The sequence below is a fragment of the Curtobacterium sp. NPDC098951 genome, from assembly GCF_044759965.1.
Classification (GTDB): Bacteria; Actinomycetota; Actinomycetes; order Actinomycetales; family Microbacteriaceae; genus Curtobacterium.
This window is the reverse complement of sequence record NZ_JBIWAG010000002.1, coordinates 251,672-276,683: the sequence shown is the minus strand read 5'-3', so window position 1 is coordinate 276,683 and position 25,012 is coordinate 251,672. Positions and strand designations below refer to the sequence as shown.

General features: G+C 72.1%; 20 protein-coding genes and 1 tRNA gene. 15 read left to right on the top strand and 6 right to left on the bottom strand.

What is annotated here, in order from left to right:
* The first annotated feature begins 92 nt into the window (after window positions 1-92).
* Window positions 93-353 carry a DUF3039 domain-containing protein gene (locus ACIQUC_RS05990; protein WP_092384164.1) on the top strand — a complete coding sequence of 87 codons (261 nt, stop codon included), beginning with the start codon at window positions 93-95 and terminating at the stop codon, window positions 351-353.
* 9 nt (window positions 354-362) lie between these two features.
* Here ACIQUC_RS05990 and ACIQUC_RS05985 read toward each other — a convergent pair whose 3' ends face one another.
* A complete protein-coding gene (locus tag ACIQUC_RS05985; RefSeq protein WP_402264401.1) occupies window positions 363-1,679 on the bottom strand; it encodes a nicotinate phosphoribosyltransferase in 1,317 nt (438 codons plus the stop codon).
* Window positions 1,680-2,138: 459 nt separating this feature from the next.
* Here ACIQUC_RS05985 and murI point away from each other — a divergent pair, with 459 nt between their 5' ends.
* Genes murI through rdgB form a run of 3 tightly spaced genes read left to right on the top strand, consistent with a single transcriptional unit; the run spans window position 2,139 to window position 4,302 of the window.
* Window positions 2,139-2,984: a glutamate racemase gene (murI, locus tag ACIQUC_RS05980; RefSeq protein WP_402264398.1), complete on the top strand. Its 846-nt coding sequence runs from the start codon at window positions 2,139-2,141 to the stop codon at window positions 2,982-2,984.
* Window positions 2,981-3,715, top strand: coding sequence for a ribonuclease PH (gene rph / locus ACIQUC_RS05975; protein WP_402264395.1), 735 nt, complete (start codon window positions 2,981-2,983; stop codon window positions 3,713-3,715). The genes murI and rph overlap by 4 nt, the downstream gene beginning before the upstream one ends.
* Window positions 3,712-4,302 (top strand): RdgB/HAM1 family non-canonical purine NTP pyrophosphatase, encoded by a 591-nt coding sequence (gene rdgB, locus ACIQUC_RS05970; protein WP_402264392.1) that lies wholly within the window; start codon window positions 3,712-3,714, stop codon window positions 4,300-4,302. The genes rph and rdgB overlap by 4 nt, the downstream gene beginning before the upstream one ends.
* A gap of 487 nt (window positions 4,303-4,789) precedes the next feature.
* On the opposite strand, the gene ACIQUC_RS05965 is transcribed toward rdgB, so the two are convergent.
* The 3 genes from ACIQUC_RS05965 to ACIQUC_RS05955 form a co-directional block, all read right to left on the bottom strand.
* A complete protein-coding gene (locus ACIQUC_RS05965; RefSeq protein WP_402264389.1) occupies window positions 4,790-5,488 on the bottom strand; it encodes a DedA family protein in 699 nt (232 codons plus the stop codon).
* A gap of 114 nt (window positions 5,489-5,602) precedes the next feature.
* Window positions 5,603-5,686: transfer RNA gene (locus ACIQUC_RS05960), tRNA-Leu, on the bottom strand.
* 81 nt (window positions 5,687-5,767) lie between these two features.
* Entirely contained in the window at window positions 5,768-7,102 is a 1,335-nt protein-coding gene (locus ACIQUC_RS05955; RefSeq protein ID WP_402264386.1) for an MFS transporter, read from the bottom strand.
* Between the two features lie 56 nt (window positions 7,103-7,158).
* Here ACIQUC_RS05955 and mnmA point away from each other — a divergent pair, with 56 nt between their 5' ends.
* The 11 genes from mnmA to gap all read left to right on the top strand — a co-directional run bounded on the left by mnmA (window position 7,159) and on the right by gap (window position 22,407).
* Window positions 7,159-8,265: a tRNA 2-thiouridine(34) synthase MnmA gene (gene mnmA / locus ACIQUC_RS05950; RefSeq protein WP_402264384.1), complete on the top strand. Its 1,107-nt coding sequence runs from the start codon at window positions 7,159-7,161 to the stop codon at window positions 8,263-8,265.
* Window positions 8,266-8,332: 67 nt separating this feature from the next.
* Window positions 8,333-10,684, top strand: a complete 2,352-nt coding sequence (gene ligA, locus ACIQUC_RS05945; RefSeq protein WP_402264381.1) for an NAD-dependent DNA ligase LigA — start codon at window positions 8,333-8,335, stop codon at window positions 10,682-10,684.
* A gap of 182 nt (window positions 10,685-10,866) precedes the next feature.
* Entirely contained in the window at window positions 10,867-12,351 is a 1,485-nt protein-coding gene (locus ACIQUC_RS05940) for an alpha/beta hydrolase (protein ID WP_402264378.1), read from the top strand.
* Window positions 12,352-12,435: 84 nt separating this feature from the next.
* Window positions 12,436-14,757: a transglycosylase domain-containing protein gene (locus ACIQUC_RS05935; protein ID WP_402264375.1), complete on the top strand. Its 2,322-nt coding sequence runs from the start codon at window positions 12,436-12,438 to the stop codon at window positions 14,755-14,757.
* Between the two features lie 48 nt (window positions 14,758-14,805).
* On the top strand, window positions 14,806-15,105 hold the full coding sequence (gatC, locus tag ACIQUC_RS05930) for an Asp-tRNA(Asn)/Glu-tRNA(Gln) amidotransferase subunit GatC (RefSeq protein ID WP_022907359.1): 300 nt from the start codon (window positions 14,806-14,808) through the stop codon (window positions 15,103-15,105).
* 11 nt (window positions 15,106-15,116) lie between these two features.
* A complete protein-coding gene (gatA, locus tag ACIQUC_RS05925) occupies window positions 15,117-16,664 on the top strand; it encodes an Asp-tRNA(Asn)/Glu-tRNA(Gln) amidotransferase subunit GatA (RefSeq protein WP_402264370.1) in 1,548 nt (515 codons plus the stop codon).
* Complete coding sequence (gene gatB, locus ACIQUC_RS05920) at window positions 16,664-18,169, top strand: Asp-tRNA(Asn)/Glu-tRNA(Gln) amidotransferase subunit GatB (protein ID WP_402264367.1); 1,506 nt, start codon at window positions 16,664-16,666, stop codon at window positions 18,167-18,169. Before gatA ends, gatB begins: the two co-directional genes overlap by 1 nt.
* A 121-nt stretch (window positions 18,170-18,290) precedes the next feature.
* The gene (locus ACIQUC_RS05915; protein WP_402264364.1) at window positions 18,291-19,481 is read left to right on the top strand and encodes a type III polyketide synthase; all 1,191 of its coding nucleotides are present in this window, start codon (window positions 18,291-18,293) and stop codon (window positions 19,479-19,481) included.
* Window positions 19,478-20,200, top strand: a complete 723-nt coding sequence (locus ACIQUC_RS05910; RefSeq protein WP_402264361.1) for a methyltransferase domain-containing protein — start codon at window positions 19,478-19,480, stop codon at window positions 20,198-20,200. The genes ACIQUC_RS05915 and ACIQUC_RS05910 overlap by 4 nt, the downstream gene beginning before the upstream one ends.
* Window positions 20,201-20,228: 28 nt before the next feature.
* The gene (locus tag ACIQUC_RS05905; RefSeq protein WP_022908648.1) at window positions 20,229-21,179 is read left to right on the top strand and encodes a GlxA family transcriptional regulator; all 951 of its coding nucleotides are present in this window, start codon (window positions 20,229-20,231) and stop codon (window positions 21,177-21,179) included.
* Between the two features lie 223 nt (window positions 21,180-21,402).
* The gene (gene gap, locus ACIQUC_RS05900; protein WP_402264357.1) at window positions 21,403-22,407 is read left to right on the top strand and encodes a type I glyceraldehyde-3-phosphate dehydrogenase; all 1,005 of its coding nucleotides are present in this window, start codon (window positions 21,403-21,405) and stop codon (window positions 22,405-22,407) included.
* Between the two features lie 220 nt (window positions 22,408-22,627).
* On the opposite strand, the gene ACIQUC_RS05895 is transcribed toward gap, so the two are convergent.
* Together ACIQUC_RS05895 and ACIQUC_RS05890 are read right to left on the bottom strand one after the other, a co-directional pair.
* Window positions 22,628-23,713: an N-acetylglucosamine kinase gene (locus ACIQUC_RS05895; RefSeq protein WP_402264354.1), complete on the bottom strand. Its 1,086-nt coding sequence runs from the start codon at window positions 23,711-23,713 to the stop codon at window positions 22,628-22,630.
* Window positions 23,701-25,005, bottom strand: coding sequence for a 6-phospho-beta-glucosidase (locus tag ACIQUC_RS05890; RefSeq protein ID WP_402264351.1), 1,305 nt, complete (start codon window positions 25,003-25,005; stop codon window positions 23,701-23,703). The genes ACIQUC_RS05895 and ACIQUC_RS05890 overlap by 13 nt, the downstream gene beginning before the upstream one ends.
* Between the last annotated feature and the right edge of the window lie 7 nt (window positions 25,006-25,012).

Below are 25,012 nucleotides of genomic sequence, written 5' to 3'. Positions count from 1 at the left end.
CCCCGCACCGCGCCTCCCGTCCATCACGGGGTCACCCGGGTCGTCCGCCCGCCGCCGTCGCGGCGCGCGCGTGGTCGTCGTACCCTGGAGCCATGAGCATGACGGAACCCGGTGGCGGCCTCGACGTGATGGACCGTGAGCTCGAGAAGCTCCTCGAGGAAGAGGCGATCGAGCCCGGCGACCACGAGCGCTTCTCGCACTACGTCAAGAAGGACAAGATCCTGCAGTCGGCCCTGACCGGCAAGCCCGTCAAGGCCCTGTGCGGGAAGAAGTGGATCCCCGGGCGCGACCCCGAGAAGTTCCCGGTCTGCCCCGACTGCAAGGCGATCTACGAGAAGATGAAAGCGGAGTGACGCCGACGCTCAGATGACGAGTGTGGGGATGGCCGGGTCGCCCCGACCGATGCGGGACGCGTCGGCGGGCAGCTCGGCCTTCGCCATCTTGTGGTGCGCGCGGGCCGCCTCGACGCCCTGCACGCCGAGGAACGCCGGGTCCACCTCGCCGTTGGTCACCACCGGGACGAGCAACGGGCGCTCGTCCGGGCCCACCTGCCCCGAGGTGAGCACGACCTCGGCGGTGGCGATGCCGTTCCGGAGCCGGCGACCGGCCTGCTTGCGGCCGCCGACCGTGGCCTTCTCGGCCGACTTCTTCGCGACCGGGACCCAGTCGCCTCCGGTTCCGCCCTCGCTCGCGTCGCGGTGGCTCGCGTCGCGGTGTGCGACGAGCTTGAACACCATGCCGGCGGCCGGGTGCCCCGAGCCGGACACTACCGAGGTCCCGACGCCGTAGGAGTCCACCGGGGCCGCGCGGAGTGCCGCGATCGTGTACTCGTCGAGGTCGTTCGTGACGGTGATCTTCGTCTCGGTCGCGCCGAGCCGGTCGAGCTGCGCACGGACCGAGGCCACGACGGACGGCAGGTCGCCGCTGTCGATGCGGACCGCTCCGAGCTTGCCGTCGGTGAGCCGGACCGCGGTGTCGACCGCGGCCTCGATGTCGTACGTGTCGACGAGGAGCGTCGTGCCGGTCCCGAGCGCGTCGATCTGCGAGCGGAAGGCGTCCTCCTCGGTGTCGTGCAGGAGCGTGAACGCGTGCGCCGCGGTGCCCATCGTCGGGATGCCCCAGGTGCGCCCGGCCTCGAGGTTGCTCGTCGCCCCGAAGCCCGCGATGTACGCGGCCCGGGCGGCGGCGACCGCGTTCCACTCACCCGTGCGTCGCGACCCCATCTCGGCGAGCGGGCGTCCGTCGGCCGCCGAGACCATGCGTGCCGCCGCACTCGCGATCGCGCTGTCCGCGTTGAAGATGCTGAGTGCGAGGGTCTCGAGGACCACCGCCTCGGCGAAGGTGCCCTCGATCTGCAGGACGGGGGAGTTCGGGAAGAACACCTCGCCCTCGCGGTAGGCGCGGATGTCGCCCGTGAACCGGTAGTCGGCGAGGTACGCGGCCGTCCCGGCGTCGATGACTCCGCGGTCGCGCAGGAAGGCGATCTCCTCGTCGCCGAACCGGAAGTCGGTCAGCGCGGTGAGGAACCGGCCGAGGCCCGCGGCCACCCCGTAGCGGCGTCCGTCGGGCAGTCGGCGCGCGAAGACCTCGAACACGCAGCGGCGGTCGGCCGTGCCGTCCTTGAGGGCTGCGTCGACCATGGTGAGTTCGTACTGGTCCGTCAGGAGCGCGCTGGTCACCTCTCCGACACTAGTGTCGCGCGGCCTCCGAGGTGCGGTCCGCGCGGCGGCGCCCCCCGGCCGCCGGGGCGGGTGCGGCGGGTGCAGCGGCGCGAGCGGGCGCGCGACCGGGCTCGCGAGCGGGCGAATTGTGTCCCGTTCGGGTGCCGAGCGGTGCGGATTCCGCCCGCTCGCGGGGTGGCCGGGTGCGGGGGTGGAGGTGACGGCCTGGAGGCGCGGCTCGGCCTGGCGGGGGTAGGTCGCGCCTCCAGGCGGTCCGGAGGGTGCGGCGGGGCGAGCGGGCAGAGTGTGTCCCGCTCGGGTGCCGAGCGGTGCGGATTCCGCCCGCTCGCGGGGGACCGGCGGGTGCTGCGGGGCGAGCGGGCGAAGTGTGTCCCGCTCGGGCGCCGAGCGGTGCGCGTTCCGCCCGCTCGCGGAGCGGGCGGGGAGGGCGGGGCCGCGCGTCGGTACGCTGGTGTCGTGACGGATGCACCGATCGGAGTCTTCGACAGCGGGGTCGGCGGGCTCACGGTGGCCCGCGCCATCATCGACCAGCTGCCGCGCGAGAGCATCCGGTACGTGGGCGACACCGTGCACTCGCCGTACGGTCCGAAGCCGATCGCGGACGTCCGCCGCTACGCGCTCGAGGTGATGGACGACCTCGTCGAGCAGGGGGTGAAGGCGCTCGTGATCGCGTGCAACACCGCGTCCTCCGCCGTGCTCCGGGATGCCCGCGAACGGTACGAGCAGGCGTACGGCATCCCCGTCGTCGAGGTCATCCAGCCCGCCGCACGCGCCGCCGTGAAGCAGACCCGCACCGGACGCATCGGTGTGATCGGCACGGTCGGCACCATCGCCTCGCGCTCCTACGAGGACGCCTTCGCGGTCGCCTCGGACATCACGCTCAGCCTCGCCGCCTGCCCGCGGTTCGTCGAGTTCGTCGAGGCCGGGGACACCTCCTCCCCGGCACTCCGCGAGGTCGCAGCGGGCTACCTCGCACCGATCCGGGCTGCAGACGTCGACACGCTCGTGCTCGGCTGCACCCACTACCCGCTCATGTTCGCAGCGATCCAGTACGTGATGGGTCCGGACGTGACGCTCGTCTCCAGCGCCGAGGAGACCGCCAACGACGTGTACCGCCGACTCGTCGAACACGGACTCGAACGCACCACCACCGAGCCGCCGACCTACTCGTTCGAGGCGACCGGCGACGACAAGAACGGCTTCATCCGACTCGCCCGACGCTTCCTCGGCCCCGAGGTCTCCAGCGTCGGCCACCTCCAGACCGGGGCCATCACGCTGCCCCGCATCGAAAGGACCCCATGACCGACACGCTCCGCATCGACGGCCGCACCGCGACCGACCACCGTCCCGTCACGATCGAGCGGGGGTGGAGCACGCAGGCCGAGGGCAGCGCGCTCATCTCCTTCGGCAACACCAAGGTGCTCTGCACCGCGTCCTTCACGAACGGCGTCCCGCGCTGGCTCGCCGGCAAGGGCACCGGCTGGGTCACCGCCGAGTACTCGATGCTGCCCCGCTCGACGAACGAGCGCATGCAGCGCGAGTCGATCAAGGGCAAGGTCGGCGGTCGCACGCACGAGATCTCGCGCCTCATCGGACGCTCCCTGCGTGCCGTCGTCGACACCAAGGGCCTCGGCGAGAACACCCTCGTCATCGACTGCGACGTGCTGCAGGCCGATGGCGGTACCCGCACGGCGTCGATCACCGGCGCGTACGTCGCCATGGTCGACGCGATCGAGTGGGGCCGCGAGCGCGGCTTCGTCGGGAAGAAGGCGACCCCGCTGCTCGACAGCGTGCAGGCCATCTCCGTCGGGATCGTCAAGGGCGAGCCGATGCTCGACCTCGCGTACACCGAGGACTCCGCCGCCGACACCGACATGAACATCGTCACCACCGGGTCGGGGAAGTTCATCGAGGTGCAGGGCACGGCCGAGCACGCGCCGTTCGACCGCGACGAGCTCAACACGCTGCTCGACCTCGGGCTCGCCGGCAACCAGTCCCTCGCGGCCATCCAGCGCGAGGTGCTCGGACTGTGACCGGGACCGTCGTCCTCGCGACGCACAACCAGGGCAAGGTCGTCGAACTGCGCGAGATCCTCGGCTCGGCGTTGGGCGAGGGTGTCGAGCTCGTCGGCTACGACGGCCCGGAGCCGGTCGAGGACGGCGACACCTACGCCGCCAACGCCCTCATCAAGGCACGCGCAGCGGTCGCGCACACGGGCCTCCCGGCGCTCGCCGACGACTCCGGCATCGCCGTGGACGCGCTCGGCGGTGCGCCCGGCATCCACTCGGCGCGCTACGCCGGCACCCGGGTCGATGCGGACAACATCGCGCTGCTGCTGCGGAACCTCGAGGGCGTGCTGGAGCGGACCGCGGCCTTCGTCTGCGCAGCGGCGTTCGTCACGCCCGAGGGCGAGGAGCACGTGGTCGAGGCGGTGTGGAACGGCGAGGTGCTGACCGAGCCGACCGGGACTGGCGGGCACGGGTACGACCCGGTGTTCCGGTCCGACGACTCCGACCGGTCGTCGGCGGAGCTCACGCGCGAGGAGAAGAACGCGCTCTCGCACCGCAGCAAGGCGTTCCGCGGGATCGCGCCCGTGGTGCGGGAACACTTCGGCGTCTGACGGTCACGCGCGCCGGCGACGGCGCACAACCAACGGCACCCGGAACCACGTCGTGACGTGGTTCCGGGTGTCTTTGGTTGTGCGAAGCGCCCGCGCGACCGCGCGGCGAAATCGACGGGGCCGACGCCGGACCGGGCCGGCGTCGAGCGGGCAGGACACGCCGTACGCGCGCCGGCGAGCGGGCGGAATGTGTCGACTGGACGCGCCGAGGGTGACGTATTTCGCCCGCCCGGCGGCGAAGCGGTGACCCGGCGGCTGCGGCGACGGGGCCGACGCCGGACCGGGCCGGCGTCGAGCGGGCAGGACACGCCGCACGCGCGCCGGCGAGCGGGCGGAACGTGTCGACTGGACGCGCCGAGGCTGACGTATTTCGCCCGCTCGGCGGCGAAGCGCCGACCCAGCGGCGAAGCGGCGAAGCGACGAAGCGGACGGACAGGAGGCGCGGTGCCAGCCGGCACCGCGCCTCCTGTCCGGCAGGACGGGACCGTCAGCGCTGCGGTTCGGTCCCCGCCTCGGCCGCGGCCTCGTCGCGCTTGGCCTTGCGTGCGTTCCGCACGTAGGTCAGCGCCATCGGCACCACCGTCACGACGACGGCCGCGAGCAGGATGATGTCGATGTACTCGCGGACGATGTGCGCGACGAACGGGATGTGCCCGATGAAGTACCCGAGGAACGTCACACCGACGCCCCAGATGACGGCGCCGATCGCGTTGTACAGCGAGTACTTCTTGTAGTTCATCCGGCCGACACCGGCGGCGATCGGCAGGAAGGTGCGCACGACCGGGACGAAGCGGGCGAGGATCACGGCGAGCGGTCCGAAGCGGTGGAAGAACGCGTTCGTGCGGTCGACGTTGGCCTTCGAGAAGAGCCCGCTCTCCTTGCGCTCGAAGATCGGGGGCCCGGCCTTCTTGCCGATGTAGTAGCCGAGCTCGCCGCCGAGGAACGCCGAGGCAGCGATCATCAGCGCCGCGACCCAGACCGGGATGCCGCCGATCTCGCCGCCGCGGTCGAAGGCGAAGAGGCCGGTGATCACGAGGAGGCTGTCGCCCGGGAAGATGAAGCCGACCAGCAGCCCGGTCTCGGCGAAGATGATGGCGCACACCACGAACACGGCGATGGCCCCGAAGTTGTCGAGGATGTACTGCGGATCCAGCCAGGGGATCAGGGCGAGTGCGACGGAGTGCATGGTTCTTCCGGTCGTGGAGGCGGGGCACGGGGAGTCGTCCCGCAGGACGAGGGTACCGTCCGCGGATGACGGCAACGTCCCTCGGTGGTATGAGATGCGTGAGGACGCAACCTCTGGTGCGGAAGGAGGGACTCGAACCCTCACGCCAGGGGCACAGGAACCTAAATCCTGCGTGTCTACCGATTCCACCACTCCCGCGAGCAGCGGCAGTCTACCGAGGGCGACTGGCGTGCCGGGAGCGAGCCGCGCCTCCTGGACCCGCCGGCGGACGCCGGAGCGTCAGCGCAGCGTCCGGGGGAGGTACCGCGGCACGTACCGCAGCAGGATGCCGGCACCCACGAGGCCGAGGACGCCCATCACCCCGCTCGCGACGGCGATCGACGCGACGGCGGTGACGCCGGAGATGAGGAGCGGCGCAGCGGCCTGCCCGAAGTCCCCGGTGAACCGCCAGGCGCCGAGGAAGGGTGCCGGGTGGTCCCGGGGCGCGAGGTCCGCGCCGAGCGTCATGAGGATGCCGGACCCGACGCCGTTCGCGAGCGACATCCCCATCGCGATCGCGACGAACCAAGCGACGCGGGCGTCGAGGTGTCCGGACCAGGCGAGCAGGAAGTAGCTGATGCTCAGGCCGACCATGCAGGGCAGGGCGCTCGCGAGCCGTCCCCACCGGTCCATGATCTGCCCGCTCGTGTAGAACAGCGCGAAGTCGACGGCGCCGGCGATGCCGATGACGAGGGCCGCGGTGGAGTCGTCGAGCCCGACGCTGACCGCCCAGAGCGGCAGGATGACCTGGCGGCCGGCGCGGAGCGCGCCGATCAGGCCGGCGCCGCTGCCGAGTCGGAGGAGGACGGCCCGGTTCGCGCGGATGGTGCGGAAGAGGCCGTGCGCTTCCTCCTGGACGAACTGCGCCCCGGTGTCGGTCGGCGGCTCGGTCGCGGCCGGTCGGCCGGTCGTGTCGGCGGTGGTCGCGACGGTCCCGTCGCTCGCGTCGTCCGTCGCGGGCCGGGAGGCGCGGCTCGGCCTCCGGAAGCCGCGTGCGCCCGTCGCCGGGTCGCGCAGGACGACGAGCGTCAGCGCCGCCAGCAGGCAGCAGACGATGTGGATCCAGAACGCGCTCTGCGTGGTGCCCGTCAGGTGCACGACACCGGCGGCGATGAACGGGCCGACGAAGTACCCGAAGCGGAACACCCCGCCGAGGCTCGACAGCGCCCGGGCCCGGATGTGCAGCGGGATCGCGCTGGTCATGTACGCGTGCCGGGCGAGCGCGAAGACCGCGGTGGAGACACCGACGAGGAACACCCCGAGGGCGAGGACCCACGGGTTCGGCGCGATCGTGCAGACCAGGAGGCCGACGACGGACACCACGGCGGCGCCGATCATGGCGTTGCGCTCACCGATCCGGGCGACGACGACGCCCGACGGGACGTCGCCGATGAGCTCGCCGACGAGGATCAGGGCCGCGACGAAGCCCGCGAACGCGAGGCTCGCGCCGAGGGAGTCCGCGGCGATCGGGATGATCGGGATGATCGCGCCCTCGCCGATCGCGAAGAGCGCGGCGGGCAGGAACCCGGACAGCAGGACCGACCGGAAGTCGAAGGCAGGGGTCTCGGAGGTCATCGCTCGTGCAACGGTACGCCCGCGGTACCGCTTCGGCGGCGGGTTACCCTGGAGGCATGCGAGTTCTGGCGGCGATGAGCGGTGGGGTCGACTCGGCGGTGGCCGCGGCACGGGCCGTCGACGCCGGGCACGACGTGGTCGGCGTGCACCTCGCGCTGAGTCGCATGCCCGGGACCCTCCGCACCGGCAGCCGCGGGTGCTGCACGATCGAGGACTCGATGGACGCCCAGCGCGCCGCGTCCGCGCTCGGCATCCCGTACTACGTGTGGGACTTCTCGGCCCGGTTCAAGGAGGACGTCGTCGACGACTTCGTGGCCGAGTACCAGGCCGGTCGCACGCCGAACCCCTGCATGCGGTGCAACGAGCGGATCAAGTTCGCGGCGCTGCTCGAGAAGGCGCTCGCCCTCGGGTTCGACGCCGTCTGCACCGGGCACTACGCCTCGATCGTCACCGGTCCGGACGGGTCGCGCGAGCTGCACCGTTCGGCGGCGTGGGCGAAGGACCAGTCGTACGTCCTCGGCGTCCTCACTGCGGAGCAGCTCCAGCACGCGATGTTCCCGCTCGGCGCGACGCCCTCGAAGGACGAGGTCCGAGCCGAGGCAGCAGCGCGAGGCCTCACCGTGGCGCAGAAGCCCGACTCCTACGACATCTGCTTCATCCCCGACGGCGACACCCGCGGCTGGCTGGCGGACCGCGTCGGCACCGCGCCGGGCGACGTCGTCGAGCGCGACGGCACGGTCGTCGGCGCGCACGAGGGTGCGACCGGCTACACCGTCGGACAGCGTCGGGGCCTGCACCTCGGACGGCCAGCACCGGACGGCAAGCCCCGGTTCGTGCTCGAGATCCGCCCGAAGGAGAACACCGTCGTGGTCGGCCCGAAGGAGGCGCTCGACGTGACCTCGATGTCCGGGTCGCGCTTCACCTGGGCGGGCACGGCACCGGCCGACCCCGCCGTGCCGTTCGCGTGCGACGTGCAGATCCGGGCGCACGCCGACCCGGTGCCGGCCACCGCGCGGGTGGCCGACGGCCAGCTGGTCATCGACGTCGACGAGCCGCTCTCGGGCGTCGCGCCGGGGCAGACCGCGGTGGTCTACGTCGGCACGCGGGTGCTCGGACAGTGCACGATCGACGCCACGGTCTCGGCGGTCCCGGCCACCGTCTGAGCGCTCGACGCTCCCGGCCGACCGGTCGCTGCGCGTCCGGTCGGTGGTTGCCGGTAGAACTGGAGGCATGAGCGACACGACGCCCGCGGACTCGACGTTCGAGACGATCGACCCCGCCGCACTCGACGCGGCGCAGGCGCAGCGCGAGGTCGACCGGCTGCGGTCCCTGATCAACGACCTGCGGCACGCCTACTACGACGAGAACGGCTCGACGGTCGCGGATGGCGACTACGACGCGCTCGTCCACCGACTCGACGCGATCGAGCGGCGCTTCCCGGAGCTGCTGACGGACGACAGCCCAACGCAGACCGTCGGTGGGCAGGCGCAGACCGTGCAGTTCGCGCCGGTCGAGCACGCCGAGCGCATGCTCAGCCTCGACAACGTGTTCAGCCCCGACGAACTCGTCGACTGGGCGGTGAAGGTGCAGCGCGACGCCGGCGCCGAGCGCGTCCGCTTCCTCACCGAGCTGAAGATCGACGGGCTCGCGATCAACCTGCGGTACGAGAACGGTCGGCTCGTCTCGGCCGCGACCCGCGGCGACGGCGTCGTCGGCGAGGACGTCACCGGCAACGTCCGCACGATGGGCACCATCCCGGACCGGCTGTCCGGCTCCGGCCACCCGCCGATCGTCGAGGTCCGTGGCGAGATCTTCTTCCCGGTCGAGCAGTTCGACGAACTCAACGCCAGGCAGCGCGACGCGGGCGAGCGGCTGTTCGCCAACCCGCGGAACGCCGCCGCCGGGTCCCTCCGCCAGAAGGAAGACGGCAAGTCCGAGGCGAAGCGCGAACTCATGGTCGACCGGCTGCGCCGCCTCCGCATGCTCGTGCACGGCATCGGGGCCTGGCCCGTCCCCGAACTCGAGCGGGACACCGACGTCCGCGCACAGTCCGAGGTCTACGAGCTCCTCGCGACGTGGGGCCTGCCGACGAGTTCCCACTACCGGGTCTTCGACTCCATCGACGAGGTGCTGGCCTTCGTCAAGGACTACGGCGAGCGACGTGCCTCGGTCGAGCACCAGATCGACGGCATCGTGATCAAGGTCGACGACCTCGCCCTGCACGAGGAACTCGGGTCGACCTCGCGCGCACCTCGCTGGGCGATCGCGTACAAGTACCCGCCGGAAGAGGTCCACACGACCCTCCTCGACGTGGTCGTCAGCGTCGGCCGGACCGGTCGCGCGACACCGTTCGCGGTGATGGCCCCGGCCGAGGTCGCGGGCTCGGTCGTCCGTCAGGCCACGCTGCACAACCAGCAGGTCGTCAAGGCGAAGGGCGTCCTCATCGGGGACACCGTCGTGCTGCGCAAGGCCGGCGACGTCATCCCCGAGGTGCTCGGGCCGGTCGTCGAGCTCCGGGACGGCAGCGAGCGTGAGTTCGTGATGCCGACGAACTGCCCCGAGTGCGGCACGCCCCTCGCCCCGGCGAAGGAGGGCGACATCGACCTCCGCTGCCCGAACGCGAAGAGCTGCCCGGCGCAGGTGCGCGGCCGCGTCGAGCACATCGCCTCGCGCGGGTCGCTCGACATCGAGGGGCTGGGCGAGGTCGCCGCGGCCGCCCTGACGCAGCCCCTGCACCCGGAGCAGCCGCCGCTCGAGACCGAGGCCGGGCTGTTCGATCTGACGATGGAGGACATCGTCCCGATCGAGGTCATCGTGCGCGACGCCGAGACCGGCATGGAGAAGACCACCGACGACGGTGCGCCGAAGCGGGTCACCCCGTTCAGCCGGGCGCGCAAGAAGACCGATCCGCCGTTCGACCCCGACGCACGCGGAGCGGACTACACGGGCGAACCGAGCCGGTACCCGTCGAAGAACGCGTTCGAGATGCTCGCGAACATCGACGCCGCGAAGACCAAGCCGCTCTGGCGGATCATGGTCGGCCTGAGCATCCGGCACGTCGGTCCGGTGGCGGCGCGCGCGCTCGCGAACCACTTCGGCTCCCTCGACGCCATCCGGTCTGCCTCGCGCGAGGAACTCGCCGCGGTGGACGGTGTCGGCGGCATCATCGCGGACGCGCTGCTCGACTGGTTCGAGGTCGACTGGCACCGCGAGATCATCGACCGCTGGACGGCGGCCGGCGTGCAGTTCACGACACCCGGCCACCCCGGGCCCGGCGCCGCGGCCGTCGAGGGTGGTGTGCTCAGCGGGCTCACGGTGGTCGCGACCGGGTCCCTCGAGGGGTACAGCAGGGAAGGTGCGCAGGAAGCGATCATCGCCGCCGGTGGGAAGGCCGCCTCGAGCGTGAGCAAGAAGACGGACTTCGTCGCGGCGGGTCCCGGAGCCGGCTCGAAGCTCACGAAGGCCGAGCAGCTCGGCGTCCGGATCATCGACGCCGAGCAGTTCCGGGTGCTCGTCACCGAGGGGCCGGCGGCGCTCGGCGACGCGGTAGACGACGAGGCCGAGGGCGGCACCGAGGGCTGAGTTCCGCTCAGGAGCACGACCGGGCACTGTCCGGCGACCGCGGCGCGCCATGTCCTGCACCCAGTTCAGGGGGCAAGTTGCATCGCGCACGTCCCTCGGACGGGTATTCTCCATACACTTGACGGAGCATCACTCGTCGTCTGCAGGGAGGCGACGGGACGGCCTTCCCGGGGGAGACCCGAATGCTGCTCATCGCCGCGGCTCTGCTCACCGCCTCGATGCACTCATTCGGAGTGGTCGAGGCCCCGGTCGTGCCCGCCGTCCAGTCGGTTGCCGTCGTGCACGCCGTCGCCGAGGTCCCTGAAGGACCCTCAGTACCCCGACCGGTCATGACCGGGGTACATCTCGCCGCGTCGGTCTCGGTGGCCGGCACGACGTCCGCGCCGGTCTCGGTGGCCGGCACGACGTCCGCGTCGGTCTCGGTGACCGGCACGATGTCCGCGCCGGTCTCGGTGGCCGGCACGACGTCCGCGCCGGGCGACGTCACCGTCGACCACGGTCGGGCGTTCCTCGACGACCTGTCCTCGCTCGACCGTGCGGACCTGTTCCGGGCCGATCGCGACCGGCGCGTGCTCGCGACCGCCGAGGACGACCCGCCGACCGCCGCCGAGGTGGCCGCCTGGTGGTCGGGACTCGACGACGACGAGCGCGAGGCGCTGACCTCCTGCGCACCGTCCGTCATCGGCAACCTCGACGGCGTGCCGTACGCCGAACGCGACCGCGCGAACCGAGCCGTCCTCGCCCGCGGACTCGCCGACGCCGCCGCCGGTGCCGCCGTGAAGGCCATGCTCGGCCAGGTCCGCGACGCGCTCGTGCACGAGGTCGGCGCCCCGGACCGTTCCCTCATCACGCTCGACACCCGGGGGTCCGGTCGGGCCGCCATCGCCGTCGGTGACCTGGCGAGCGCCGCCGACGTGACGGTCGTGGTCCCCGGGATGTTCTTCACCGTCACCGGGCAGATGGCGGACTTCACGAACACCGCGAACGACCTGTACACCGAACAGGCGACGGTCGCCGGGCTGGCAGCTCCCGGGTCGGGGAACGGCGTCGCCGTGGTGGCCTGGATGGGCTACCGCACGCCGGACCTGTCGAACATCATGTCCCTCGGCCTCGCGAAGACCGGTGCCGACCGGCTCGCGCGCACGGTCGGCGGACTCCGAGCGGTCCGAGCCGGCGACGAGCCGCGGGTGAACATCGTCGCCCACTCGTACGGGTCGACCACCGCGCTCATGGCGCTGGCGTCCGGACGGATGCGCGCGGACTCGTTGACCGTCCTGGGGTCCCCGGGGAGCGACGTCCGCTCCGCGGCCGACCTGGCCGTCGGCAGCGGACAGGTCTTCGTCGGCGACGCGCACAGCGACCCGGTCGCCGGGTCCGGGTACTTCGGCACCGACCCGGGAGCCGCGGGGTTCGGCTCGACCGTGCTCGACCTGACCGGTGGCGTCGACGCCCAGGACGCCGGTGACGTCTTCCGTCGACCGGTCGGCCACAACGACTACCTCAAGCCGGGGACCGCGTCGCTGCACGACGTGGCGCTCATCGCCGTCGGTCGGGGCGACCTCGTCCGCGAGCAGGTGCGTCGGGGCGAGCGCGGTGGTGAGGGGATGCCGCAGGCGTCGCCGGACATGTACCTCGTGCGACCACAGGACCTCCAGCCCCGCGACTGATCCTGGGTGGCAACCTGAACACGGGCGCAGCCAGGACTCGTTCCGCGGCAGAACCAGTCCAGACCGCCCTCGTACCGTGCCCCCATGCGTGTGGTGCGATGGCCTGGTGCTCTCCTGACGTTCGTGGCGATGTCGGCGCTGGCCGGCATGCTCGTCGCCGTGGCGGTCACGCCCGCGGTCGCCGTCGCCGGTGAGGGGACGTCCGGTGCAGTGTCCTTCTTCGAGGACCTGCCGAGCTACCTCGACATCCAGACACCGCAACAGGTGTCGTCCGTCTACGCCACCAAGGACGGGCACCAGGTCAAGATCGCGTCGTTCTACGCCGAGAACCGCACCACGGTGGCGTCCGACGCGATGGCGAAGTCGCTCAAGCAAGCGGCGATCGACACCGAGGACCCGCGCTTCTACGACGAGGGCGGCATCGACGTCGTCGGGACGCTCCGGGGCGCGGCGGCGACGGTCGTCGGCGGGGACGTGCAGGGCGGGTCGAGCATCACCCAGCAGTACGTCAAGAACGTCCTCGTGCAGCAGTGCGAGGAGCTCACCGGCAAGGACGCGGCCGACACCGAGAAGAAGGTCGCCGCCTGCTACCAAGACGCGGCCGGCGTGACGCCGCAGCGCAAGCTCCAGGAGATGCGGTACGCGATCGCCGTGAACAAGAAGTACTCGAAGGACCAGATCCTCACCGGGTACCTCAACCTCGTCGGGCTCGGTGGCCGGGTCTACGGCGCCGAGGCCGGTGCCGAGTACTACTTCGGCGTGCACGCGAAGGACCTCTCGCTCGTGCAGTCCGCCACGCTCGTCGCCATCCTGAACAACCCGTCGAACCTGCGCATCGACCAGCCCACGAACACGGACAACGGCGCGAAGAACGGTTACGCCGCGACCAAGGAACGCCGCGACTACGTCCTGCAGCGGATGTACGTCCACCACGACATCACGAAGGCGCAGCTCGACCAGGCCAAGGCGACGCCGATCACGCCGAAGATCACCGCCACGGCGAACGGCTGCTCGTCGGCCGCGAGCGGGTACGACGCGGGCTACTTCTGCGACTACGTGCGCGATCAGGTGCTGCAGGACCCGGCGTTCGGCAAGACGGCCGCCGAGCGCATCGCGACGCTCGACACCAAGGGCCTCGAGATCCACACCTCGCTCGACCTCGACCTGCAGTCCCGGGCGCAGACCGCCCTGTCGACCTACGTCCCGTCGACGATGGCGGGCGTCGACGTCGGCGGGTCGAACGTCACGGTCGAGCCGGGGACGGGTCGGATCCTGTCGATGGTGCAGAACACCGCGTACACCCAGGGCGACACCGGCGCGGCCGGCTCCACCGCCGTCAACTACAGCGCCGACAGCGGCTATGGCAACTCCGGCGGCTTCCAGACCGGCTCCACCTACAAGGTGTTCACCCTCGCCGAGTGGCTCGCGACCGGGCACACGCTGTCGCAGTCGGTGTCGACGACGGAGCACACCTTCCAGAACTCCGAGTTCACGAACTCCTGCCAGAACGTCAGCGGCGGCACCTGGCCGGTGTCGAACGCCGAATCGGTGCCCGCGTCGATGACGGTGCAGGCGGCGACGTCCGAGTCGATCAACACCGCGTACGCCGCGATGGGCAAGCAGCTCGACCTGTGCAAGATCGCCGGGGTCGCCCAGGCGATGGGCATCCACCCGGCATCCGGCGGCGCGCTCGGACAGACCCCGGCGTCGATCCTCGGCGTGAACAACCTGTCGCCGATCGACCTCGCCGAGGCCTACGCGGGCTTCGCGAACGGCGGTGTCGTCTGCACGCCGACCGCGATCGACTCGGTCACCGAGGCCGACGGCACGACGATCACCCCGACGCCCGCGTCCTGCACACGGGGCGTCGCGGCCGACGTGGCCGGCACGGTCGACTACGCGCTGCAGGGCGTCCTCACGGGCTCGGGCACGGCCGCGAGCGCGAACCCTGGTGACAGCGTCCCGAAGTTCGCCAAGACCGGGACGACCGACGGCGACGTGCAGAACTGGCTCGTCACCTCGAGCACGAAGTACACGAACGCGACGTGGATCGGCAACGTGCAGGGCGGCGTGAGCCTCGCGAACTGGCCGTTCCTGCAGGGGACCACCGGGTACAGCGCGAAGTTCGGCGTCGGGAGGTCGATGATGTCCTACCTCGACCAGACCGTCGGTGGCGGGACGCTGCCGACCCCGAACGCGGCGATGATCGGGCAGGCCAGCCACACCTCGTCGAACTCGTCGTCCACCTCGTCGTCGAACGGGTCGTCGGACTCCTCGGCCGGTGCGGCGGCGAACGGGTCGCCCAGTACGCCGACCGGCTCCACGCCGGGGGACTCCACGTCCACAGCGCAGCAGGGGCAGCAGCAGTCTCCCCAGAAGCAGACGGGGAAGCAGAAGGGCCACTGACGCTCCAATAGACTGGTGCGCAATCCACGAACCGATCGACGGAGCACCATGCCTGACATCACGAGCGAGCAGGTCGCCCACCTGGCGAACCTCGCACGTATCGCACTCACGCCCGAAGAGATCGAGAAGCTCACGGGGGAGCTGTCGCACATCGTCGACAGCGTCGCCAAGGTCACCGAGGTCGCGACCCCGGACGTGCCGGCGACGAGCCACCCCGTGCCGCTCGGCAACGTCACCCGACCCGACGTGGTGGGCCAGACCCTCACGCAGGAGCAGGCGCTCTCGGGCGCCCCCGACTCCGACGGCGAACGGTTCCGCGTGACGGCCATCCTCGGCGAAGAACAGTAGGGCGAAGACCAGTGACTGACGACATCACGAAGCTGAGCGCCGCTGCGCTCGCCGACGCCCTCGTGGCGCGCGACGTCTCGAGCGTCGAGGCGACCCAGGCGCACCTCGACCGCATCCAGGCGGTGGACGGCGACGTCCACGCCTTCCTGCACGTCAACCAGAACGCCATCGCTGCGGCGAAGTCGATCGACTCCCGCCGTGCCGCCGGCGACGACCTCGGTCCGCTCGCCGGCGTGCCGATCGCGATCAAGGACGTCCTGTGCACGCAGGACATGCCGACGACCTCGGGGTCGAAGATCCTCGAAGGCTGGGTACCGCCCTACGACGCCACCCCGGTCGCGAAGCTCCGTGCCGCCGGTCTCGTCCCGCTCGGCAAGACCAACATGGACGAGTTCGCGATGGGCTCGACCACCGAGTTCTCGGCGTACGGGCCGACGCACAACCCGTGGGACCTCGACCGCATCCCCGGCGGGTCCGGCGGCGGTTCGGCGGCCGCGGTCGCCGCGCACGAGGCCCCGCTCGCCCTCGGTTCGGACACCGGCGGGTCGATCCGTCAGCCGGGTGCCGTCACCGGCACCGTCGGTGTGAAGCCCACGTACGGCGGCGTCAGCCGCTACGGTGCGATCGCCCTGGCGTCCAGCCTCGACCAGGTCGGCCCGGTGTCCCGGACCGTCCTCGACGCCGCGCTCCTGCACGACGTGATCGGCGGGCACGACCCCCGGGACTCCACGAGCATCCCCGACGCCTGGCCCTCGATGGCAGCCGCCGCGCGCGAAGGCCTGCAGGCCGACACGCTGCGCGGGCTGCGCGTGGGCGTGGTGAAGGAGCTGGCCGGTGGCGAGGGCTTCCAGGCCGGTGTCACCCAGCGCTTCCAAGAGACGGTGGCCCTGCTCGAGTCGGCCGGTGCCGTCGTCGTCGAGATCGACGCCCCCTCGTTCGCCTACGCGATCAGCGCGTACTACCTGATCCTCCCGGCCGAGGCGTCGTCGAACCTCGCGAAGTTCGACTCCGTCCGCTTCGGGCTCCGCGTGACGCCCGAGAACGGCGCCACCGTCGAGGACGTCATGGCCGCGACGCGCGAAGCCGGCTTCGGGCCCGAGGTGAAGCGCCGCATCATCCTCGGCACCTACGCGCTGAGCGCCGGCTACTACGACGCCTACTACGGGTCCGCGCAGAAGGTCCGGACGCTCGTCCAGCGCGACTTCCAGGCCGCGTTCGAGCAGGTCGACCTGCTCGTCAGCCCGTCGGCACCGACGACCGCGTTCCCGATCGGTGAGCGCATCGACGACCCGCTGGCGATGTACCTCAACGACCTGACGACGATCCCGGCGAACCTCGCGGGGGTCCCGGGCATGAGCATCCCGAACGGCCTCGCGCCCGAGGACTCCCTGCCCACGGGCGTCCAGCTCATGGCGCCGCAGCGCGAGGACGCACGGCTCTACCGCTACGGTGCCGCGCTCGAGCGTCTGCTCGAGCAGCAGTGGGGCCACCCGCTCATCGACAGCATCCCGGACCTCGACCAGAGTCAGCAGTCCGCTGCGCAGGAAGGTGTGATCTGATGGCGCAGAAGGACGCGCTGATGGACTTCGACGAGGCACTCCGGCTGTACGAGCCGGTCCTCGGGTTCGAGGTCCACGTCGAGCTCGCGACGAAGACCAAGATGTTCTCCGACGCGCCGAACTTCTTCGGCGGCGAGCCGAACACGAACGTGACGCCGGTCGACCTCGGGCTGCCCGGGTCGCTGCCGGTCGTCAACGCCCAGGCCGTGCGCTACTCGATCCAGCTCGGGCTCGCGCTCGGCTGCTCGATCGCCGAGTCCTCGCGGTTCGCCCGGAAGAACTACTACTACCCGGACAACCCGAAGAACTACCAGATCTCGCAGTACGACGAGCCGATCGCCTACGAGGGCGAGGTCGAGGTCGAGCTCGCCGACGGCACGATCTTCCAGGTGCCGATCGAGCGCGCCCACATGGAGGAGGACGCCGGCAAGCTGACGCACGTCGGCGGTGCCACCGGTCGCATCCAGGGTGCCGAGTACTCGCTCGTCGACTACAACCGTGCCGGCGTGCCGCTCGTCGAGATCGTCACGAAGCCGATCTTCGGCGCCGAGGAGCGCGCACCCGAGCTCGGCGCGGCGTACGTGCAGGTCATCCGCGACCTGGTCCGGGCACTCGGCGTCTCCGAGGCCCGCATGGAGCGCGGCAACCTCCGGTGCGACGCGAACATCTCGCTGCGTCCCCGCGGTCAGGAGAAGCTCGGGACCCGCACCGAGACCAAGAACGTCAACTCCTTCCGCGCCGTCGAGCGCGCCATCCGCTACGAGATCCAGCGGCAGGCCGCGATCCTCGCCGCCGGCGGCTCGATCACGCAGGAGACCCGGCATTGGCACGAGGACACCGGCCGGACCTCGGCGGGCCGCCCGAAGTCGGACGCCGACGACTACCGCTACTTCCCGGAGCCCGACCTGCTCCCGGTGGTGCCGGACCCGGCCGTCATCGAGGAGCTCCGTGCCGCGCTGCCCGAGGCCCCGGTGGCGCGTCGCCGTCGACTCAAGAGCGACTGGGGCTTCACGGACCTCGAGTTCCAGGACGTCGTGAACGGCGGGCTCCTCGACGAGCTCGAGGGGACCGTCGCGGCCGGTGCCGCACCGCAGGCCGCGCGCAAGTGGTGGACGGGTGAGATCAGCCGTGTCGCGAACACGCAGGACGCCGCCCCCGGCGACCTCGTGTCGCCGCAGCACGTGGCGGAGCTCATCGGCCTCGTCGAGTCCGGCGACCTGACCGACCGTCTGGCCCGCCAGGTGCTCGAGGGCGTCATCGCGGGCGAGGGATCGCCGGCGCAGGTCGTCGAGTCGCGTGGGCTCAAGGTCGTGTCGGACGACTCGGCGCTCACCGCCGCGGTCGACCAGGCGCTCGCCGCCCAGCCGGACGTCCTCGCCAAGATCCGGGACGGCAAGGTCCAGGCCGCCGGCGCCATCATCGGTGCCGTGATGAAGGCCATGCACGGCCAGGCGGACGCCGCTCGCGTCCGCGAGCTGGTGCTGGAGCGCGCGCAGCAGTCCTAGCAGCGCCCACGGGCAGGACAGGAGGCGCGGTGCCGGCTGGCACCGCGCCTCCCGTCCGTCGACGGCCCGGACCCGGGCGACAACCTGGGGACGCGTCAGCGACCCGGTGACAGGATGAGTCGTGTCCGCAACGATCCGCGCCATCGGTACCGCCGTCCCCGAGACGACACTCGAGCAGGCTGCGGTGCGTGACCTCTTCGCGTCGCAGCCCGACCTCGGGCGACTCGGCAGGCGGCTCGTCCCCGCGGCGTTCGACGCCTCCGCCGTGGCCCACCGGCACACCGTGCTCGACGAACTCGACGCCGCCCGACCTGCCGGAGCGTTCCGGGACGACCGCGGGGTGCTGCGGTCACCGTCGACGGGCACGCGGAACGACCGCTACCGCGAACTCGCCCCGGCCCTGTTCGTGGCGGCCGCCCGCGACGCCGTCGAGCGCGCCGGTGTCAACGCCGGGTCGATCACCCACGTCGTGACCGTCTCGTGCACGGGGTTCACCCAACCCGGACCCGACCTCGACGTCGTGACCGCACTCGGCATCCCACGCACCGTCTTCCGCCAGCACATCGGGTTCATGGGGTGCTGTGCGGCCTTCCCGGCACTCCGCATCGCGGCCGCCTTCGTCGAGGCGGTGCCGTCGGCGGTGGTGCTCGTCGTCTGCGCCGAACTCTGCACCCTGCACGTCCGCGCGAGCGACGACCCGGACCAGATCGTCGCGAACAGCGTCTTCGGGGACGGGGCGGCGGCTGCGGTGGTCACCTCGGACGGTCCCGGGCTGCGCCTCGACGACTTCGCGACGACGGTGGTGCCCGAGGGCGCGTCCGAGATGGCGTGGAACATCGGCGACGAGGGGTTCGAGATGGTGCTCAGCACCGCGGTCCCGAAGCTCGTCGGGGCGACCGTCGCCGAGGCCGTCGCGCCCCTGCTGTCCGCCGCGGGCGCCGCGGCCGTCGACATCCCCACCTGGGCCGTGCACCCGGGCGGGCGCGCGATCCTCGACCGGACACAGGTCGCCCTCGGGCTGCCCGACTCCGCCCTCGCCGCGAGCCGGACGGTGCTGCGCGACCACGGCAACGTCTCGAGCGCCACGGTGCTCTTCGTCCTCCGGCAGGTGCTCGACGACGGCATCGACGACGGTGCGCCGGTCGTCGCACTGGCCTTCGGTCCCGGCCTCACGGTCGAGGCAGCCCGCCTCACGGCCGTCGGGAGCACCACCGAGCCCCTCCGGGCGGCCGCGCTCGAGGGATCGCGGGCACCGGAACGATCGCGATCGCATGGCGACCCGCTCGAACCGGCGATCGCCGGGACGCCGTGAGCCGGACCGACGGTCTCGACCCGCGCCTCCCGGCCGTCGACCTGACCACACGCGCACGCGACCTCCGCGAACTCATGGACGACCCGGACTGCGATCCGCGCGTCCTCGCGCGGACCTTCCGACGCTTCGCGGTGGTGAACGCGCTGGTGAGCGGGTGGCGCTCCGTGTGGCGGACGCACGTCGCACCGGCCCTGCCCGCGAGTGGGCGCGGCCGTGTGCTCGACCTCGGCTGCGGCGGCGGCGACCTGGCACGGGCGCTCGTGCGGTGGGCGGCTGCGGACGGGTTCGACGTCGAGGTCGTCGGCGCCGATCCGGACGCCCGAGCGATCGAGGCGGCGACCCGCTCGATGCCGCGCGGTGTCACGTTCCGGCAGCAGTCGAGCGCCGAACTCGTCGCCGCGGGGGAGCGGTTCGACGTCGTCGTGTCGAACCACGTGCTGCACCACCTGGGCGACGCCGAGCGGCAGGGCTTCCTCGCCGACTCCGAGCAGCTCGCATCGAGCCGCAGCCTGCACTCGGACATCCGGCGGTCGCGATCGGCCTACCGCGCGTACGCCGTCGGCTCGACGCTCGTCGCGGCGGGGACGTTCGTGCGCGTCGACGGGTTGCGGTCGATCCGTCGGAGCTTCACCCTCCCGGAACTCCAGGACGTGCTGCCGGCCGGGTGGAGCGCGGAACGGGCGTCGCCGCACCGGGTGCTCGCGATCCGCGACGCCTGAGGCGGGCCAGGGGCGCTAGCGTCGCTGCATGGCCGCACCCCACCTGCACCGTGTCGCGGTCCTCGTGCTCGACGGTGCGAAGCCGCTCGACGTCGGGATCCCGGCGCAGGTCTTCTCGAACCGGCCGAGCATGCCGTACGAGGTGCGCGTGTGCGGTCCCCGCGTGGGACGCATCGCCGGGGGAGACGGGCTGGCGTACGCGGTCGATGACGGGCTGGACGCGCTCGACTGGGCCGAGACGGTCTTCGTGCCGGGCTACCGGTTCCCCGCGGACACGCCGCCGCCCGCGGACGTGGTGGCCGCCCTCGGGCGTGCCCACGAACGCGGGGTCCGCATCGCGGCGATCTCCACCGGGGCGTTCGCACTGGCCGCGGCCGGGCTCCTCGACGGCCGACGGGCGACCACGCACTGGCACTACACGCGCGTCCTCCGGGACCGCTACCCCGGGGTCGACGTGGACGAGGACGTGCTGTTCGTCGACGCCGGGTCGGTGCTGACGAGCGCCGGCGCGGCCAGCGGCATCGACCTGTGCCTGCACATCGTCCGGCAGGACCACGGCGTCGCGCTGTCCAACCACGTCGCACGGCGGCTCGTGAGCGCCCCGTACCGGAGCGGCGGACAGGCGCAGTACGTCCCGCGGAGCATGCCGGAGCCCCTCGGGGACGTCTTCGCCGAGACCCGCGAGTGGGCGGTGCGACACCTCGCCGACCCGCTCACGCTCGACGTGCTGGCCCGGAACGCGAGGGTCTCGCCTCGGACGTTCTCGCGGCGCTTCGTCGAGGACACCGGGTACACGCCGATGCAGTGGGTGCTGCGTGCTCGCGTCGACCTGGCACGGGAACTGCTCGAACGCTCGGACCTCGCTGTCGACCAGGTCGCGGTGCGCGCGGGACTCGGGTCGGACGCGAACCTGCGGACGCACTTCCGGCGGATCCTCGGGACCTCGCCGACGGCGTACCGGCGCACCTTCCAGGACTGACCGCGCCCGCGCCCGCGCCGGCTGTGGCCCTGGACCTGACGCGGGCCCTGGCCCGGGCGTTGGCGGCGGCGCTGGCTCTGGTCCCGGCGCTGGCGTTGGTATCGGCGGCGTTGGCGGCGGTGCCGGCGGTGCTGGCGTGATCCTTTCGAACACTGGCTCCCCAGCCACTGGAGCCGTGCCCGGCGCCCCGTGAGCATGGACCGCGGAACGAAAGGACATCCACATGACCCGCATCGCCATCAACGGCTTCGGCCGCATCGGCCGCAACACCCTCCGTGCCCTCATCGCCCGAGGAGGAGACGACCTCGAGGTCGTCGCCGTCAACGACCTCACCGCGCCCGACACGCTCGCGCACCTGTTCCGGTACGACTCCGCGCTCGGACCGTTCTCCGGCACCGTCGAGGTCGACGGTGACACGCTCGTGATCGACGGACGGCGCATCCGCGTCCTGGCGTCGCGGGAGCCGGCGGAGCTCCCATGGGCCGACCTCGGCGTCGAGGTCGTGCTCGAGTCGACCGGCCGGTTCACCGCCCGTGACGCAGCCGCGGGACACCTGACCGCCGGCGCACGGCGCGTGCTCATCAGCGCTCCGGCGACCGGGGCGGACGCGACCATCGCGTACGGCGTCAACTCCGACGTGTACGACCCCGCCGTGCACACCGTCGTCTCGAACGCCTCGTGCACGACGAACGCGCTCGCGCCGCTGGCGTCGGTCCTCGACGACCTCGCCGGCATCGAGCACGGATTCATGACCACCGTGCACGCCTACACGCAGGAGCAGAACCTGCAGGACGGCCCGCACCGGGACCTCCGCCGAGCCCGTGCCGCCGGGGTGAACATCGTGCCGACGTCGACCGGGGCGGCGAAGGCGATCGGCCTCGTGCTGCCCCGGCTCGACGGCAAGCTCTCGGGCGACGCGATCCGCGTGCCGGTGCCCGTCGGGTCGATCGTCGAGCTCAACACGGTGGTGTCGCGGGACGTCTCGGTGGACGAGGTGAACGCGGCCTACCGCGCGGCGGCCTCCGGCCCGTTGCAGGGGGTGCTCGCCTACACGGCGGACCCCCTCGTGTCGACGGACATCACAAGGCGGCCGGAGTCGAGCGTGTTCGACTCGCTGCTCACCCGCGTCGACGGAGGTCGCCACGTGAAGGTGGTCGCCTGGTACGACAACGAGTGGGGCTTCTCGAACCGCGTGGTCGACACGCTGGGGATGCTGGCCCGCGCGTAGCGAGTCCGGCCGGACTGGAGGCGCGGTGCGGGCTGGCACCGCGCCTCCAGCCCGGTCGTGGTCATGTTCCGGTCGCGGTCGCGGTCGCGGTCACGTTCCGGTCGCGGTCGCGGTCGCGTTTCGGGCTGTGCGACAGTTCACGCGATCGGGCGGCCGTGAACTGTCGCTGAGCGCGAAATCCGCCGGTTGCGCGGCGCGCGGCGGCGGCGCCGCCGCCGCGTCAGCGGATCAGCGCCGTGGTGCTCGCGAACGCCCGGGAGCGCACCGCCTGCCGGAACCGGTCGAGCGCGGCGGCGTCGGCCCCGACGGACTCGAGTGCCGCCAACCCCGCACCGAGCACCGGCGGATCGGTCACCCAGGTCGGCACCGCGCCGGGCACCCGGGCAGCGAGGCCGTCGACGACCCCCTCGACGAGCAGCGGGTCCCGCGCGGCGAGCACACCACCGCCGAGGACGACCGGGACCGGGCCGGCCGCGGCACCGCCGAGGCCGAGTCGTTCGAGGGCGACCGCCGCGAGCAGGACGATCTCCTCCGCCTGGCGTTCCACGACGCTGCGCGCCACGGAGTCACCTGCGCCGGCGACCTCGAACAGCACGGGGCACAGCCGGTTGAACACTCGCTGGTCGAGGCGGCCGAAGTGGATCGCCTCGGTCACCTCGCGGACGCTGCGGAGACCGAGCGCCGCCGGGACCGCGCCGACGAGGGCCGTCGCCGGTCCGCGGCCGTCGTCCGCCCGGGCCGCGTGCCACAGCGCCCGGTTGCCGAGGTACGCGCCGCCGCCCCAGTCGCCGGAGACGTCGCCGATGGCCGGGAACCGCGCCGTGGTGCCGTCGGCCCGGACCGCGAGCGCGTTGATGCCCGTGCCGCAGACGACCGCCGCGGCGTCCGGGGACAGGGTCCCCGCGCGGAGGAGCGCGAACAGGTCGTTGTCGAGGACGTGCGGTGCGCCGCCGTCGGCCTCCCAGTGGGCCAGCGCCTCGGTCGCCGCGACGAGCTCGTCGTGCAGGTCGAGCCCGGCGAGGTACACGTGCGTCGTCCGGATCCGACGGTCGCCGAGCTCGCTGACGACCCGTGCCCGGACGTCGTCGAGGATCGGGCCGGCCACGTCCCAGCCGCGGGTCTGCGGGTTCGACCCCGGTCCGCGAGCGTGTCCGACGATCGAGCCGTCCAGCGCGATCGCGACGACGTCGGTCTTGCTGCCACCGCCGTCGACGGCGAGGACGACGTCGGTCGGATCCGGTGGGACGGGAGCCGGCGGCCGGACGATCCGAGCAACCCCCGACGCGGTGCGGTTCAGCCCGCCCACGTCAGCTGCTCCGATCGGGTCCACGGCAGGTGGTCGGCGTTCGCGGCCAGGAGCAGGTCGGTCAGCCGCTCCGCCTTGTCGACCTGCCCGACGAGCGGGTGCGCCCACATCGCCCGGAGCACCCGGTCGCGACCGCCGTGCACCGCGGCGTCGAGCGCGAGGCGTTCGTACCCGGCGACGGCCGACACGAGCCCGACCATGTCGGGGTCGAGCGGCGCGACGGGGAGCGGGGTGATCGCCTGACGGGTGACGCGTGCTGGGACCTCGATCACGTGGTCGTCCGGCAGGAACGGGAAGGTGCCGTCGTTCCGCACGTTGAGCACCTGCACGTCGCCACGGTCGCCGAGGATCGACGACAGGACGTCGATCGCCGCCTCGGAGTAGTACGCGCCGCCGCGCTGCTCGAGCTCGGCGGGCTTCGTGACCACGGACGCGTCGGCGTACTTCGCGAGCAGGGCCCGCTCGGTCTCCATGACGGCCTCTGCCCGGGTGGGGGCGTGCAGCTGCTCCTCGAGCACGACGTCGTGGCTGTAGAAGTAGCGCAGGTAGTACGAGGGCACGGCGTGCTGCAGCCGGATGAGGTCGGCCGGCATGTGCACGCTCTCCGCCATCCGGTCGAGGGCGCCGGTGTCGGCAGCGAGCAGTTCGGACAGGACGTCGCGCTCGCCGGAAGCGTCCGTCACGTGGACGCCGCGCTCCCACGTCAGGTGGTTGAGGCCGACGTGGTCGAGCCGGACGGCCGACGGCGCGACGTCGAACTCCTCCGCGAAGCGGCGCTGGAAGCCGATCGCCACGTTGCACAGGCCGACGGCGCGGTGGCCGGCCTCGAGCAGGGCCCGGGTGACGATGCCGACCGGGTTCGTGAAGTCGACGATCCAGGCGTCCGGCTTGGCGTGCTGCCGGACGAGCTCGGCGTACTCGAGCACCACCGGGACCGTGCGGAGCGCCTTCGCGAACCCGCCGGGTCCGGTGGTCTCCTGTCCGATGCAGCAGGCCTCGTGCGGCCAGGTCTCGTCCTGGTGCCGGGCGGCCTGCCCGCCGATCCGGAGCTGGAACATCACCGCGTCCGCGTCGCTGACCCCGGCGACCACGTCGTCCGTGACGTGGATCGTGCCCGGGTGACCGGCGTGCGCGAACATCCGCTTCGCGACGCCGCCGACGAGTTCGCGGCGGACGGGGTCGGGGTCGACGAGCCAGAGCTCGTCGATGGGCAGTTGGTCGCGGAGCCGGGCGAAGCCGTCCACGAGTTCGGGGGTGTAGGTGGATCCGCCACCGATGACTGCGAGTTTCACTGTGGTG